15 protein-coding genes and 1 tRNA gene are annotated in these 13,925 nt (G+C 40.6%); 8 read left to right on the top strand and 8 right to left on the bottom strand.

From position 1 onward, the window contains the following. Window positions 1–5 precede the first annotated feature (5 nt). The 3 genes from ACM0OR_RS09005 to ACM0OR_RS08995 all read left to right on the top strand — a co-directional run bounded on the left by ACM0OR_RS09005 (window position 6) and on the right by ACM0OR_RS08995 (window position 2,271). Complete coding sequence (locus tag ACM0OR_RS09005) at window positions 6–371, top strand: DUF1818 family protein (protein ID WP_414575953.1); 366 nt, start codon at window positions 6–8, stop codon at window positions 369–371. A gap of 50 nt (window positions 372–421) precedes the next feature. Further along, window positions 422–495 (top strand) — tRNA-Pro (locus ACM0OR_RS09000). A gap of 537 nt (window positions 496–1,032) precedes the next feature. Further along, window positions 1,033–2,271 (top strand): hypothetical protein, encoded by a 1,239-nt coding sequence (locus tag ACM0OR_RS08995; RefSeq protein WP_414575952.1) that lies wholly within the window; start codon window positions 1,033–1,035, stop codon window positions 2,269–2,271. 8 nt (window positions 2,272–2,279) lie between these two features. Here ACM0OR_RS08995 and psb34 read toward each other — a convergent pair whose 3' ends face one another. From psb34 to ACM0OR_RS08970, 5 genes are all read right to left on the bottom strand, one after another. After that, window positions 2,280–2,393 carry a photosystem II assembly protein Psb34 gene (gene psb34, locus ACM0OR_RS08990; RefSeq protein ID WP_414575951.1) on the bottom strand — a complete coding sequence of 38 codons (114 nt, stop codon included), beginning with the start codon at window positions 2,391–2,393 and terminating at the stop codon, window positions 2,280–2,282. Window positions 2,394–2,619: 226 nt separating this feature from the next. Then, the gene (locus tag ACM0OR_RS08985) at window positions 2,620–3,177 is read right to left on the bottom strand and encodes a peroxiredoxin (protein ID WP_414575950.1); all 558 of its coding nucleotides are present in this window, start codon (window positions 3,175–3,177) and stop codon (window positions 2,620–2,622) included. A 38-nt stretch (window positions 3,178–3,215) separates the two neighbouring features. After that, complete coding sequence (gene sipA, locus ACM0OR_RS08980) at window positions 3,216–3,446, bottom strand: regulatory protein SipA (RefSeq protein ID WP_190701032.1); 231 nt, start codon at window positions 3,444–3,446, stop codon at window positions 3,216–3,218. A 192-nt stretch (window positions 3,447–3,638) separates the two neighbouring features. Beyond that, on the bottom strand, window positions 3,639–3,794 hold the full coding sequence (locus ACM0OR_RS08975) for a hypothetical protein (protein ID WP_414575949.1): 156 nt from the start codon (window positions 3,792–3,794) through the stop codon (window positions 3,639–3,641). Between the two features lie 35 nt (window positions 3,795–3,829). Beyond that, window positions 3,830–4,342 carry a P pilus assembly/Cpx signaling pathway, periplasmic inhibitor/zinc-resistance associated protein gene (locus tag ACM0OR_RS08970; RefSeq protein ID WP_414575948.1) on the bottom strand — a complete coding sequence of 171 codons (513 nt, stop codon included), beginning with the start codon at window positions 4,340–4,342 and terminating at the stop codon, window positions 3,830–3,832. A 246-nt stretch (window positions 4,343–4,588) separates the two neighbouring features. Here ACM0OR_RS08970 and ACM0OR_RS08965 point away from each other — a divergent pair, with 246 nt between their 5' ends. Together ACM0OR_RS08965 and ACM0OR_RS08960 are read left to right on the top strand one after the other, a co-directional pair. After that, window positions 4,589–5,797, top strand: coding sequence for a sensor histidine kinase (locus ACM0OR_RS08965; RefSeq protein WP_414575947.1), 1,209 nt, complete (start codon window positions 4,589–4,591; stop codon window positions 5,795–5,797). Next, window positions 5,794–6,456: a response regulator transcription factor gene (locus ACM0OR_RS08960; RefSeq protein ID WP_414575946.1), complete on the top strand. Its 663-nt coding sequence runs from the start codon at window positions 5,794–5,796 to the stop codon at window positions 6,454–6,456. The genes ACM0OR_RS08965 and ACM0OR_RS08960 overlap by 4 nt, the downstream gene beginning before the upstream one ends. A 16-nt stretch (window positions 6,457–6,472) precedes the next feature. On the opposite strand, the gene ACM0OR_RS08955 is transcribed toward ACM0OR_RS08960, so the two are convergent. Beyond that, window positions 6,473–6,790, bottom strand: a complete 318-nt coding sequence (locus ACM0OR_RS08955) for a hypothetical protein (protein ID WP_414575945.1) — start codon at window positions 6,788–6,790, stop codon at window positions 6,473–6,475. A gap of 15 nt (window positions 6,791–6,805) precedes the next feature. Further along, on the bottom strand, window positions 6,806–7,231 hold the full coding sequence (locus ACM0OR_RS08950; protein ID WP_323265934.1) for a nucleoside deaminase: 426 nt from the start codon (window positions 7,229–7,231) through the stop codon (window positions 6,806–6,808). Between the two features lie 64 nt (window positions 7,232–7,295). Between ACM0OR_RS08950 and ACM0OR_RS08945 the strand changes: the two genes are divergently transcribed. Further along, the gene (locus ACM0OR_RS08945) at window positions 7,296–8,078 is read left to right on the top strand and encodes an ion transporter (protein ID WP_323265928.1); all 783 of its coding nucleotides are present in this window, start codon (window positions 7,296–7,298) and stop codon (window positions 8,076–8,078) included. A gap of 235 nt (window positions 8,079–8,313) precedes the next feature. Beyond that, window positions 8,314–8,550, top strand: a complete 237-nt coding sequence (locus ACM0OR_RS08940; protein WP_414575944.1) for a DUF3134 domain-containing protein — start codon at window positions 8,314–8,316, stop codon at window positions 8,548–8,550. Window positions 8,551–8,615: 65 nt separating this feature from the next. On the opposite strand, the gene ACM0OR_RS08935 is transcribed toward ACM0OR_RS08940, so the two are convergent. Further along, complete coding sequence (locus tag ACM0OR_RS08935; protein WP_414575972.1) at window positions 8,616–9,983, bottom strand: cysteine desulfurase-like protein; 1,368 nt, start codon at window positions 9,981–9,983, stop codon at window positions 8,616–8,618. Between the two features lie 319 nt (window positions 9,984–10,302). On the opposite strand from ACM0OR_RS08935, the gene ACM0OR_RS08930 reads away from it, so the two are divergent. Continuing rightward, window positions 10,303–13,890, top strand: a complete 3,588-nt coding sequence (locus tag ACM0OR_RS08930; RefSeq protein ID WP_414575943.1) for an AAA-like domain-containing protein — start codon at window positions 10,303–10,305, stop codon at window positions 13,888–13,890. Window positions 13,891–13,925 lie beyond the last annotated feature (35 nt).

The following is a 13,925-nucleotide window of genomic DNA, read 5'->3' as shown; positions in this document are numbered from 1 at the left end:
CCCTCATGGAACGTCTAATTAAAAGCGGTGAAGGTTGGCGCATTGGCTGGAATCCCAACGCTAGCGAGTTTCAAGGGTTAGTAGGTACTGATGATTGGGCAGTTGAGTTAACCGCAGCTGAGATAGATGATTTTTGCCGCCTGTTGGCAAAGCTAGCCGACACCATGAAACAACTCACCGCCGAATTAATGGACGAAGAAAAAATAGCCTGTGAAGCCGAAAGCGATTTATTATGGATGGAAGTAGAAGGCTATTCCCATGAATACAGTCTGCGCTTCATCCTCAACTCAGGACGTTGTGTAGAAGGTCAATGGCCAGCCCCTGCTATACCTGGTCTATTGCAAGCTGCGGGAATGCTCAAAGTTTTTTGAACTTACCCCTTGATTATCATAGAGCTTTGCGATAATATGGTAATTCTGACCGGGGCGTAGCGCAGCTTGGTAGCGCGCCACTTTGGGGTAGTGGAGGTCGTGGGTTCGAATCCCGCCGCTCCGATTGATAAAATCCCTAAACCTGCTAATCTTTACTATAAGATTGGCAGGTTTTTCGACTTCGTAAATTCTAACTTTAATCAATAATATCTTGAGTAGCCGACAGCAGGCGTTTTCTTCGCCAATATATTGTTCAATCAAATCATCAATTTTTTGCCAACCTCTGAGGTTAAAATAACCTACGCAAAAATTTGTTTTGTAGGACACGTTTAGCGTGTCGGGTAAAATGGGAAGCAGTCGTAAATCAATATTGTCAAAGATACGTGGCATAGTTTATAGCTTTTCCGAGTCTGCGGAGGTACAAATTTATCTGCGATTAATTCTTTCTTTTTGTAACTCACTGATGCAGGAATCGCTATCAAGGAAATAGGTTTGCATACTGCTAGGTCGCTCGCGGTAGCGTTGCGTAGCAAAGCAAGCTACAACATAACATAGAACAACCCTTTTTAAACACACTTTAAGAGTTAGACTGATTGCATATTATTTACTTATCAAATCTATTTGATAATGTATATACCCTGATCTCTGGTTCTCCAAACATATGAAATTTAGCAGCTATCAAAATCTCAGTGTATTGATGCTTATCAGCTTGAGCTTCATCCAGTTTGCTGATGCTAGAACTCCTGTAGATCAATCATCTCGGCTATCTCAAGAGGTGTCAATTCTACGGGGACAGGGGTCACAAGGATTACAATTATTTCTCAAAAATCATGCAAGTCAACTGAATGATCCCAAAATTAGGACGGCTTTAGATACACTTTGCCAGCAACGAGACTGTTACGCTTCCCGTCTTTACTGGTACACTGACCTAAAACAAGCTAAAGCAGCTGCTCAAGCTAGCGGTAAACCAATTTTATCTCTGCGGTTGCTGGGTAGACTTGACCAAGATTTGAGTTGTGCGAATAGTCGGTTTTTTAGAGTCGCGCTGTACCCCAATGCACAGGTATCAAAAGTGCTGCAAGACCGTTTTATTCTACACTGGCAATCAGTACGTCCTGCACCAAAAGTCACAATTGATTTTGGTGATGGTCGCAAGTTGGAACGGACAATTACAGGGAATAGTATTCACTACATATTAGATGGCTCTGGTCGTCCTATTGATGCTATTCCCGGACTGTATGGGCCGAAAGCTTTTTTGCAAAAACTCCAACAAGCTGAAGTAGCAGCAAAAGAATATAGTAAACTAGCGATCGCCAACCGTAATCGCTTTCTACAAAAATATCATAGCGATCGCCTGCAAGCAATCCAAACCCAATGGACGGCTGATTTATCCCAGTTAGGGATACAGACTCCTCCCGCAAGAACGGCATCAATTAATACAACTCAGTCACCAAGAGCAGAAATAGCAGATCCTTTGGCAATTTCTAAAATGGTAGTAGAACGTCCACTACTCAGGACTATCCAACCTAACAATAATAGAGATACGTTGGCAAAAATTACCGACGAGGATGCTTGGAATAAGATTGCTCAACTTTATACTGCTGATACCAAGCTTGATCAAAACAGTCTTGCTTTGATCCGAGCTAAAACTCAGACAGGTAATTTACAGGGATTAGTGCAAAATTTTGAAGCCGCAATGGCTTTAGATACAGTCAGAAATGAATATATACTACACAGCCAAATTCATCAATGGTTTGTCGAAGGTAATCAGACTAGTGATATAGCAATACTCAATGAGAAAGTATATGCTCAATTATTTCTTACTCCTAGTTCTGACCCTTGGTTGGGACTTACTCCCAACGACGCATACACTGCTATAGATAATGATGGTTTTCGTTAAAGATTCTTTTAGCTTACGCCGCAAGCGATCAAGATGATTGCAGTCACAAATAAAGTAGCGATCGCACCTTGAAAAGTGTAGCGACTTTGTTGCTCTTGATCAGGGTAAGGTGCATAGTACATTTCGGTTTCGGTAGCGTAGTTATTGAGTTGACCGCTTTCGTTGATGGTAGTGTAGATAATTTATTCTCCTTTTGTTGCCTTATGTAAATAAATTTAATACTAATGTTACGAATCATCGATAGGGATTGACATATTAAATTTAATACTATCAATGCAACTCACTTATATGAAAAACCCTGCTTTCTTTAAGAAAGCGGGGTTCTGGGTTTAGCTGATATTAGAAGTTTTAAGAAGCTTGAGATTGCAACTGTTCAAGTCTTGCCAAAACTTCTGCACTGTGAACAGAAGGATTAACTTTGACAAAAGTTTCCCGCAGCAAGCCTTGAGGATCGATGATAAAACTATGACGCATGGATAAAAAACCGAGCCAAGAACCGTAAGCTTTGCTGACAGTGCCAGTAGTATCAGCCAAAAGAGGAAATTTTAGCCCCTCGGAGTCACAAAACTCAGCATGGGAATCGATATCATCAGCACTGACACCAACAATTTCCACATTTTTCTTCAGATATTTTGGTAAATCTTGCTGAAACCGTCGCGCTTCAATGGTGCAACCAGCAGTGAAATCTTTGGGATAAAAGTAAAGGACTACCCATTTACCACGCAAATCAGCCAGGGCAAGTTCACCGTCACCCGTATTTGTGGGTAGAGTAAAGTCTGGTGCAGGCTGATTAATTGCTGGGAGTTTACCCCCAAGTGCATGAGCAGCAGGGGCAAAATTTAACCAACTAATCACAGCAAAACAGCTAACTAATAAGATGTTCAAAAAATGGCGGCGGGAAATCATGATGTAGACAACAATAACAACTTTACATAAGTTTACAATTATTGGCTATTGCTATCTATGCTTTCAATGTATTGACTATCTAAAAGAAAAGCTCCCTTAGCAAACCGAATGCCCCAATATCCACCAGGCCGACGGTCAAGGACTATACCCTCTTCGCCTACTTGAATGATATCGGGGGGGCGTAACATAGGCATAGGATCTGCTGTTTTGATATAAGACGGTAAGGCTACAACTCGGACTTTACTACCAATGGTAAATTCTTCAGACATAAAAAAAGAGCTATGAGTTTTGATCAACTCATAGCTCATTATTTTGAACTTTACTAGGGTGTGATGGAAGATTCTGTTTTGTTGGGAAAGAGGGAAAAGAAAAGGGGAGGGCATATTTCCCCTTTTCTCATCTTCTGCAAGAAGTCTGTTAATTTGGGGTTATGGAAAATAATGCTTGTACTTCACCTAAGCTTAAGTGCCAAGAGTATCTGGAGGGAGCGATCGCAATTTTGCTAGATTTACGATGGGTGGAATATTTTCCCCCCTAGCTTCAGTGATGCGATCAATTAGGTCTAAAAATTGCTGTAGGCGAGGGGTAGGATTAGAGGAAGCCGCAAAAGTTTGCATCGGTTAAAAAATTTGAGAAAATTTTTTAGGTGAGATTAATTACTGTTTTGTTGGCGACGTTGCTGCCAACGCTGACGACGAGTAGCTTTCATTTCTTGTAGTTTGGCTCGTTGTTCTGTAGTTAGAACTGCTTGTATTTGTTGTTTGGAATTTTCGCGAATTGTCCGCATTCTAGCTTTTTGGTCATCTGTCAAATTCAAGTCAGCCATTTTCTTCCCGCGACGCTGACCGGCTTCAGGACGTTCGCCTGCTTGACGTTGCGCTCGATTTGCTTGGCGTTCTTGACGTGCAGCTTGTAGCTTGGCTTTTTGTTCGGGAGTGAACACGTTTTCCATTTGAGCGCGGGCGTTGCTTTGAATTTGTTTAATTCTGGCTTCTTGCTCTGCTGATAATCCCAAACTAGCCCAAGGGCCGCCTTTTTTTGCGGCTTGTGCAACTTGGAATGGGGAAGAGAAGGCGGTTTGTGCCTGAACAGCAAAGGGGGCTACAGTTGCAGTTAAAGTGAGAGCGATCGCACCAGCTAGAAGAGATAATGATTTGAGTTGCATTGAAGACCTCGTTTTTTTTCTTGTGGTATGCAACCATATTAATAACTTACATCAACTACCCACATGAGGAGAAAGTCATGAATACACCCATGACTAAAGTCATGCTTTAACTATGATTCAGGTAACTGGTAATAATTTCAAAACTAAAGTAGATATAGAAAACAGAATCGGTAATTAGCTATTTAATGATATTTTTTGCTTTAAATTAATAATTACGAACTACGAACTACGAATTACGAATTAACTATGACTCGCCCCATCCAAATTAATAATCATCCTTTTCGGTTTTTGCTGTATTTAGAATGGATATTACTAGTAATTTCTCTGATCACATCAGTATTGCCATATCCTTCACCGCGATTTGCCAGTAAATTTCCTGAACTGACAATTTTAAATCTCACAATTTTTGGATTAATGGGCTTGAGATTGCCCACTAGTAATAATATTATTAAGATTATCTATACCGCTTGTGGAATTATTTTAATTTTTATAACTGGGTTATTTAGTGGTAGATCCGATCGCCTATTCCCTTTTCTCTACATCATTTTAGTGACTCGTAGCTGTTTAATTTTTCCATTACCTGGACGTTTATCAGTTACATTTATTTCCTTTACTTTATTTTTAACAACCCTATTATATCGAGTACCTCGTTATCCTTTACCACCAGCAGCCCAAGAAAGATTTCGATTTTTTACTTTGAGTTTAGCTTTAGTTTTTGGTTTAAGTTTAGTATTTGTCTTACTTTTAATGAATACTGTATTATCGGAACGCGAAAGTAGAGAAGAATTAGCGATCGCCAATGAAAAACTGCGCCAATATGCTCTGCGTATTGAAAATCAAGCTACTCTAGAAGAACGCAATCGAATCGCACGGGAAATTCATGATTCATTAGGGCATTCTTTGACAGCTTTAAATCTCCAATTAGAAACTGCCTTGAAACTTTATCAAGGCAATCCCGATAAAGCACAAAGTTTTTTAGCTAGAGCGAAAGAATTAGGTTCTAAAGCTTTACAGGATGTCAGACAATCAGTTTCTACTATGCGATCAAATCCACTTCAAGACAAATCTTTAGCACAGTCAATTGATATTTTAGCCGAAGATTTTCAACGTTCAAGTAATATTATTTTAAATCGCCATATCAATATTGAATATTCGTTATCTAATGAAGTTAATACTACTATTTATCGGATAATTCAAGAGTCATTAACGAATATTTCTAAACACGCTAGAGCAACAGAAGTCAACCTAGAAGTAATTATCAATAGAGGAAGTTTATATCTAATTATTGAGGATAATGGTAGAGGGTTTGATCTAGAACAAAATACTACAGGATTTGGATTACAAAGTATGCGCGATCGGGCTTTATCTTTGGGAGGAAATTTTACAATCAACAGCGAATTTGGTTGCGGTTGTCAAATTACAGTTAATATTCCTCTAGGCAGGTTAATTTCATGATTAAAGTCTTATTAGTAGATGACCAGGGTTTAATTCGTCAAGGGTTAAAAGCTTTATTGGAACTAGAACCAGATTTAGAAATAGTGGGAGAGGCAGAAAATGGAGAAGTTGCTCTTAATTTAATGGCTAAATCATTACCAGATGTAGTCTTAATGGATATTAGAATGCCTATTATGGATGGAGTTGCAGCCACACGCGAAATTTGCAAGAATTTTCCGGGGGTAAAAGTTTTAGTGCTGACAACTTTCGATGATGATGAATATGTGAAAGCAGCCTTAAAACATGGTGCAATGGGTTACTTACTGAAAGATACACCGTCCGAAGAATTAGCTGTGGCTATTCGTGCTGTGCAGAAGGGATATACTCAACTAGGCCCAGGAATTGTCAAAAAACTTTTGATTCAATTTCCGACCCCAGCACCTAGTCAAACACCATCTATGCCACCCAGTTTAGCAGAACTTACACCTAGAGAAAAAGAAGTTTTACAGCTAATTGCTATAGGTGCTAATAACCGCGAAATAGCCCAACAGCTTTACATTTCTGAAGGGACAGTGAAAAATCATGTGACTAATATTTTAAATCGCTTGAACTTGCGCGATCGCACTCAAGCCGCTATTATTGCCAATACTTATTTATCTTATTTAAATGAGTCCATTTGATCTCTAATAATCAAACTTATTCCTGTCTTAATGCTGCCATAATTTGCTGGGTAACATCTCTACCCCCACTTAAGTTAGTAAACAAACATTGAATCGTATAAACTATACCCCAAGGTAAACCCCACCAACCCAAAAATAACGAAATTAGAGTAAATTTAATACTCTTTTTCAAGGTATTTTCTCCTGATTTAATCAAATAAATTTCAGAACTACGTTTAAATGTTAAAATCACGATAGAGAAACAATAGAGAAAAACGACAAATTTAGCCCCATTAGCTAACTCTTGATTTAATTCTTCTACCGTCATATCATCCAAACCGATGATTTTTGACATTTCAACCTCATTGTGTTATTTAAACAAATTCAAACATTCCTGTCTCAGCACACCTTTGGTAACTCGGATGTTTCTAAATGATTTCGCAATCACTTCTTCACAAGTAATATTAATTTGTGCCTGATTTATCGCCATTAAATCCGCAATTGAAGCACCATAGACAATTTCTGCCAAACCGCTCCAAACGCAAGCTGCTGCACACATAGGACAAGGTTCACCAGTGGTATATATGCTATAACCCTCTAAGGAAAAGTTGTTGATTTGAGTCGTTAAACGGCGAATAACGTTAATTTCCGCATGAGCGGAAGGATCGCAATCTCTCCCGACAGTATTGTGTGCTGTTGCCACAACTTGATTATCATTAACAATGACTGCGCCATAAGGTGCATCCCCCTGTTTGGCTGCCTCAATTGCTAGACTCATAAAATATTCTTGGTTCATATTAGCTTGGTAATTCAGCCAGATAATCAGTAAAAATACCATATTCAACTGGTGGTAGTGAAATATGTTGCTGAGTAGAAAACAAACGGAATTTTACTTAACAGACCTAGAAACACCAATTGGTAAAGCGATTAATTTAACAATTGCTACTTTAGTGCTATTGTCATCAGGTATTTTTGTAGTGCAAACATATAATATACCTGATGATATCCGCTTACAGTTGGATCTAATAGATAAGGTTATATTGATAATTTTTGCGATAGAATATGCCCTGCGTTTGTGGAGTGCAGAACATAAAATTAATTATATTTTGAGTTTCTATGCAATTATTGACTTAATGGCTATTTTGCCATTTTTTATTGGATTAGTAGATATTACTTTTATTCGCTTACTGCGGTGGTTTAGAATTTTACGTTTAATTAGATTTATTGATAAAAAATTTTTATTTGGCACTCTTAGCACAGAAGATGGGGTAATTTTTATCCGGATATTATTTACATTATTTGCCATCATATTTGTTTATTCAGGTCTAATTTATCAAGTAGAACATCCTGTCAACCCCACAGGTTACAAAACTTTTTTAGATGCTTTTTACTTCTCGGTTGTGACGATGACAACTGTGGGATTTGGTGATGTCACACCAACTTCTGAATTAGGGCGATTATTGACAGTCTTGATGATTTTGACTGGTGTTACTCTGATACCTTGGCAAGTAGGAGATTTAATCAAGGGTTTAGTTAAAAATGCTAATCAAATAGAAATAATTTGTGTGGGTTGTGGTTTGGCATTTCACGATAGAGATGCGGAGTTTTGTAAACGGTGTGGAACTAAGTTATCTAATAAGTAGCCAAAAGTTTTGTCAAAAAATTCCTTATCTCTGTCTCATCTGTGTCTCTATGGTTATATAAATTCCTTCTAAACTCAACCATAGGGAGGAAGTCTTTAGCATTGAGAGCATCACACTAGTAAGTAATATCAATTTGTAGTTAAGAACATCAGATGTAATCTTAGGTTTGGGGTTTGCATCCGTAGCTTGATATAAGCAAATTGGTATCCAAGAGATGGTTCGGGGGTACAAAATCATGGTGAAACAGTCTAACCCAGGTCTCCACGAAGAACCTCGTTATCAACCAGCACCTATAATTCCTCTTAAACAAGAGGAATCCTTACTTGATTGGTTGCAAAATACAGGTCGATTAGTGTCTTACCCATCTGTTGACTACTCTTACGAAGATGAGGTAGAAGAAGACGAAGAAGTGGCGGAGCTTATGGATACTTTTGACTTTGAAGCGGAAGAAGTCGAAGATTTAGAAGTATAAAATTACCCACCAACACTATTAAATGCTGTTGGTGGGGAAATATAGTGCAGAGTTAAGAGAGATGTCTAAGTTACCGCAACTGCTGCAATCTCCTTTAAGGCTTGCAGTAGTTGCAAAACCTCTGCCAAAGAGTTGTAATGTACTAGACCGACTCTTAATAGACCGCCACTGGCTTCTAGTCCTAGTTTCTCAGTCAGGCTAAGAGCATAAAAATTACCATGCCAAGTGAAAATACCGCGATCGCCTAAATTTTTCGCTATACTTTCAGGACTTTTCCCTTCTAATCTGATTGCTACAGTAGGTGTACGCCAATTAAAACGCGTGGTATCGGTGATGCCATATAAAGTTAAACCAGGAATTTCTAATAGTCCCGCAATAAGTTTATGACTCAGTTCTCTTTCATATTGTTGAATCGCTGACATCGCTGCAACTAAAGCCGCTCTTCGGCTGTGATAGGCTGAGGCGATCGCATCTGGGTGTTCTGATATTAAAAAGCGGGGACATTGAAAGTGTTCTAAACCTTCTTTGTCAGCATCAATCAAGGCTGCTATTAATTCGTTGTCAATAGTTGGCGAAACATGACAACCTAGTTTTGTGAGATAGTTAATCGCCGCCACCACACCCGCCAATCCCTCATGATTCAAAGTTCCCGTTTCCCAACGAGATGGGACTTCATCGGAGGCTGGTTTGACTTTATATGGTTGCAGATTCTGCAAATGCTCCCGTTTACCGTACAAAATACCAATATGGGGGGCAAAAAATTTATACGCGGAACAAGCCAGAAAGTCGCAGTCTAAAGCATGAACATTAATCGGTGCGTGGGGCGCATAATGGACGGCATCGACAAACACCCAAGCACCGACAGCATGGGCGAGACGGACTATAGTCGCAACATCATTGATTGTCCCCACAGCATTAGAAGCATAACTCACCGCTACTAGTTTGGTGCGGGAATTAATCTGCTGTTCTAAATCGTTCATGTCTAGGGTGCAATCTGCAACATTAAGATCCACCACGCGAATAATTGCACCCTGTTCTTCCAACGCATACCAAGGAGCAATGTTAGCAGCATGATCTAATCGGGTGACGATAATTTCATCGCCTGGTTTAATGGTGCGGGCGATCGCTCGACTTAAAGTAAAGGTGAGTGAGGTCATATTTGCGCCAAACACCACTTCATCACTACTGCAACCCAAAAAATCAGCGATCGCCACTCTCGCCGCCGTAATCACTGCATCTGTCCGCGCACTAGTAGCAAAAGCACCGTGAGCATTAGCATTTGACCTCACCAAATAATCACTGATTGCATCTAACACCGCACCCGGTACTTGTGTTCCACCCGGCCCATCAAAAAATATTGCAGGTTGTCCGTTGATTTTTTGGTTAAGTGCGGGAAACTGTCCGCGTATCCATTTCAAATCCAGAGATTCCATAATCGACACCTCGATGAATAGTGTTTTACTAATATTAGACATCACCAAAAATTAATTAGGGCTTGCTGAAAGAATAATAAAAAGCCTGATAAGGATTGATTAGTGATTCCAGGAAGTTAAAAATATAATTTTTTGTTGTCTATGAATGAGTGAACGACAAGTCTCAATTATATTAGGTAGAAAAAAAGAAATCGCCAAAGTTAAGTGAGGAAAATCCTTAACTTTTCTACATCGACAGCTACGGCTAGTACCTCTATAAATATAGAAGTCAACTTTGTAACGTATCGCATCAATTCAGAATTGTCAGGCAGGGATACCCGTGCAAAAACTAACTTCATCCTACGAATATCAAGTTGGCGGTCGCCTCAGAGTTGATGCACCCAGCTATGTAGTACGGCAGGCAGACGAAGAACTTTACAATGCTCTAAAAGCAGGTGAGTTTTGTTACGTTCTCAACTGTCGGCAGATGGGTAAATCTAGCTTGCGGGTGCAGGTGGCTAAACGTCTGCAAGAGAATGGTATTGCTTGTACAACAGTTGACCTGTCAGGAATTGGCAACAGCAACATCACTCCTGGCCAGTGGTATGCAGATATCATTATGCGACTGGTGCGGAGTTTCCAGCTTTCTACTGAAATTAATGTCCGCAATTGGTTAGGAGAAAGACAAGACCTGTCCCCAGTCGGTCGCTTGGCTGAATTATTACAATCTGTTTTACCGGAATTAATTCAGCAGCCGATTGTGATTTTCTTTGATGAAATCGACAGTACTATTAGCTTGCCATTTAATACTGATGATTTTTTTGCCCTGATTCGTGCTTGTCACGAACATAAGCGTTTTACTTTTGCGCTGCTGGGAGTAGCTACGCCTTCCGATTTAATTACAAATAAAACTCGCACACCGTTTAATATTGGGCGAGCAATTGAGTTAAATGGGTTTAATCTGGCAGAAGTTCAACCTTTAGAAATAGGATTGGCCAATACAGTAGAAAATCCTCAAGCAGTCATGAAAGAAATACTGGCTTGGACAGGAGGCCAACCATTTTTAACTCAGAAACTCTCTCAATTAATCGCACAGCATTGGGTGGGAGAAACAGCACAACAGGAAAGCCTTTCTGCCATAGAATCCCCTTTTTTGAAGAAACTGATGCACGAGATATTGACTCCAAGTCAAGCAGTTGCCGATCAAGTATCTGCTATAGTGCGATCGCATATCGTCGAAAATTGGGCTTCCCTGGATGAACCACCCCATTTAAGAACCATCCGCGACAGATTACTTTGTCACGAACAACGGGCAAGCAGATTATTGGGACTGTATCTGCAAATCTTACAAAACGGTGGTGTGCCAGCCGATGATTCACCAGAAAAAATCGAATTGCTTTTATCAGGGTTAGTTGTTAAAAAACAAGGGAGCTTACAAGTTTACAATCGCATATATCAAGAAGTTTTTAATTTAGAGTGGGTAGAAAAGCAATTAAAAAAGTTACGTCCCTACGCAGATTTAATTAACGCTTGGGTAGCCTCAAATTATCAGGATGAAACCAACCTGCTGCGTGGACAAACCCTCAAGGATGCTCAAACTTGGGCAAAGGGCAAGAGTTTGAGTAACATGGATTATCGCTTTTTAGCCGCTAGTGAGGAACTAGAGAAACGTGAAGTACAAAGTGCGTTAATTGCATCTCAACAAGCAAACCAAATCCTTCTAACCGCCGAACAGCAAGCGAAACAAACGATTCGCCGGGGAATGATGGGGTTATCGGTGCTGTCTGTTCTCGCTGTGACTCTCTTGGGAATCTCCGGGTTACTCACATGGCAAACCGCGCAACAAAAGCGACAAGTAAGCTTAGGCGAGATTAAAGCCTTGACTCTCTCCTCAGAAACAGCTTTTGAGTCCCATAATAACTTTGATGCTTTACTCGAAAGTCTCAAGGCTGGTATCAAGTTAAACCAGATTGGTTGGAAAAACGCAGATACAGAATTACAGGTGCAGGTAGAAAAGAATTTACGTCAGTCTCTATATTGGGTACGTGAACGCAATCGTTTGCTGGGTCATGGTGATGTTGTTACACGGGTGAAATTCAGTCCTGATGGGCAAAAGCTCGCCAGTGCCAGTTGGGATAAAACTGTGAAAATTTGGCAGCGTGACGGTAAATTATTGCATACTCTGCGTGGTCATACGGATGCAGTGTGGAGCGTTAATTTTAGCCCCGACGGTAAGATGGTGGTCAGTGCTAGTCGAGATAAAACCGTGAAAGTCTGGCGTGTGGAGGATGGTCAAGAAATTGCCACCTTAAATCATCAAGATTGGGTGGCGTGTGTCGGATTTAGCCCTGATAGTAAGACAGTGGCATCAATGGAATGGAATGGGACAATGAGACTCTGGAATATTCAAGGACAGGAGTTAAAATCCTTTCCTACCCATAAAGCCCCAGTTGTTGCTGTCCATTTCAGCCCCAAGGGAAACATGATTGCTACCGCTAGTCGAGATGGTACAGCAAAGGTTTGGTCTTTAGATGGCAAAGAATTATTGTCTCTGGGAGGCCATAAGAATTGGGTAATGTATGTTAATTTCAGTGAGGATGGCAAAAACCTAGTAACAGCAAGTCGAGACAAGACCGCGAAAATTTGGGATTTACAAGGGAAAGAACTAGCAACACTACGAGGTCATAGTGATACTGTGGCGAGTGCAGTATTCAGCCGGGATGGTCAAACTATTGCTACTGCAAGCTGGGATAAAACCGTGCGACTTTGGAATCCCAAAGGTGAAGAATTGCAAGTTTTTTGGGGACATACTGATGCTGTCTGGGGTGTCAACGTGAGTAAAGATGGAAAACTTGTAGCCAGCAGTGGCGAAGATGGGACTGTGAGATTGTGGAATATGGATAATGGGGAAGCAGGAAAATTCCAATCCCTAAATTTCAATCTTGGTGAAGCTGCTGCGGGGAGTGTTAGTTTTAGTCCAGATGGTAAAACTCTGGGTACAACTGGTCGTTACACAATGGCGAAACTCTGGAATCGCAAAGGACAGGAACTAGTAACACTTAACGGTCATAGTGATACCCTTAGAAGTCTCCAGTTCAGCCCCGATGGTCAAATTATCGCTACTGCCAGCCGAGATAAAACCGTAAAACTATGGAATTTATCTGGAAAAGAAATAGCGACTTTGCGCGGACATCAAGCAGATGTCAGAAGTGCGAGTTTTAGCCCTGATGGTCAAACCATCGCTAGTGCAAGCTGGGATACAACAGTTAAACTGTGGAATTTGGCTGGTAAGGAAATCATGACTTTGCACGGACATCAAGCTGGTGTGAGAAGTGTTAGTTTCAGTCCAGATGGACAAATTATTGCTACCGCAAGTGAAGATGGAACTGCTAAACTCTGGAATCGTCGGGGACAAGAATTAGTTACCCTCAAAGGACATCAAGCTGGGATACAGGCTGTAAGTTTCAGTCCAGATAGTCAGATTATCGCCACAGCCAGTAAAGATAAAACCGTGAAACTCTGGAACCGAGAGGGTAAAGAACTATTGACTCTGCGGGGACATGGGGGTGAGGTAAATGCAGTGAGTTTTAGCCCGAATGGAGAAACCATTGCTACAGTCAGTGAAGACATGACAGTCAAGCTGTGGAACGGTAAAGGAGAAGTGCTGCAAACCCTTGCAGGTCTGGATGCTGGGGTTAAAAGCGTGAGTTTGAGCCAGGATGGTCAGGTTTTAGCTTCTTCCGATTCTCTGGGTAAAGTCACTCTCTGGAATTTAGATTTTGATTCCAGTCCAGAGAAATTGTTGGTGCAGGCTTGTAATTGTGTCAGGGATTATTTGCAGAATAGTGCAGATATTAAGGAAGATGAAAGGGGTTTGTGCGTAGGCGTAGCCCGTCGTAGACATCGCATTACCAAAAACTCTCCTTAATTTAGCAGATGAAGCGATCTCTACACCAGCTTACA

The sequence above is a fragment of the Anabaena sp. CCY 9402-a genome (assembly GCF_963920945.1).
GTDB classification, from domain to species: Bacteria; Cyanobacteriota; Cyanobacteriia; order Cyanobacteriales; family Nostocaceae; genus Trichormus; species Trichormus minutissimus.
Note: the sequence above shows the minus strand (reverse complement) of the source record. Positions and strands in the feature narration are given on the sequence as shown.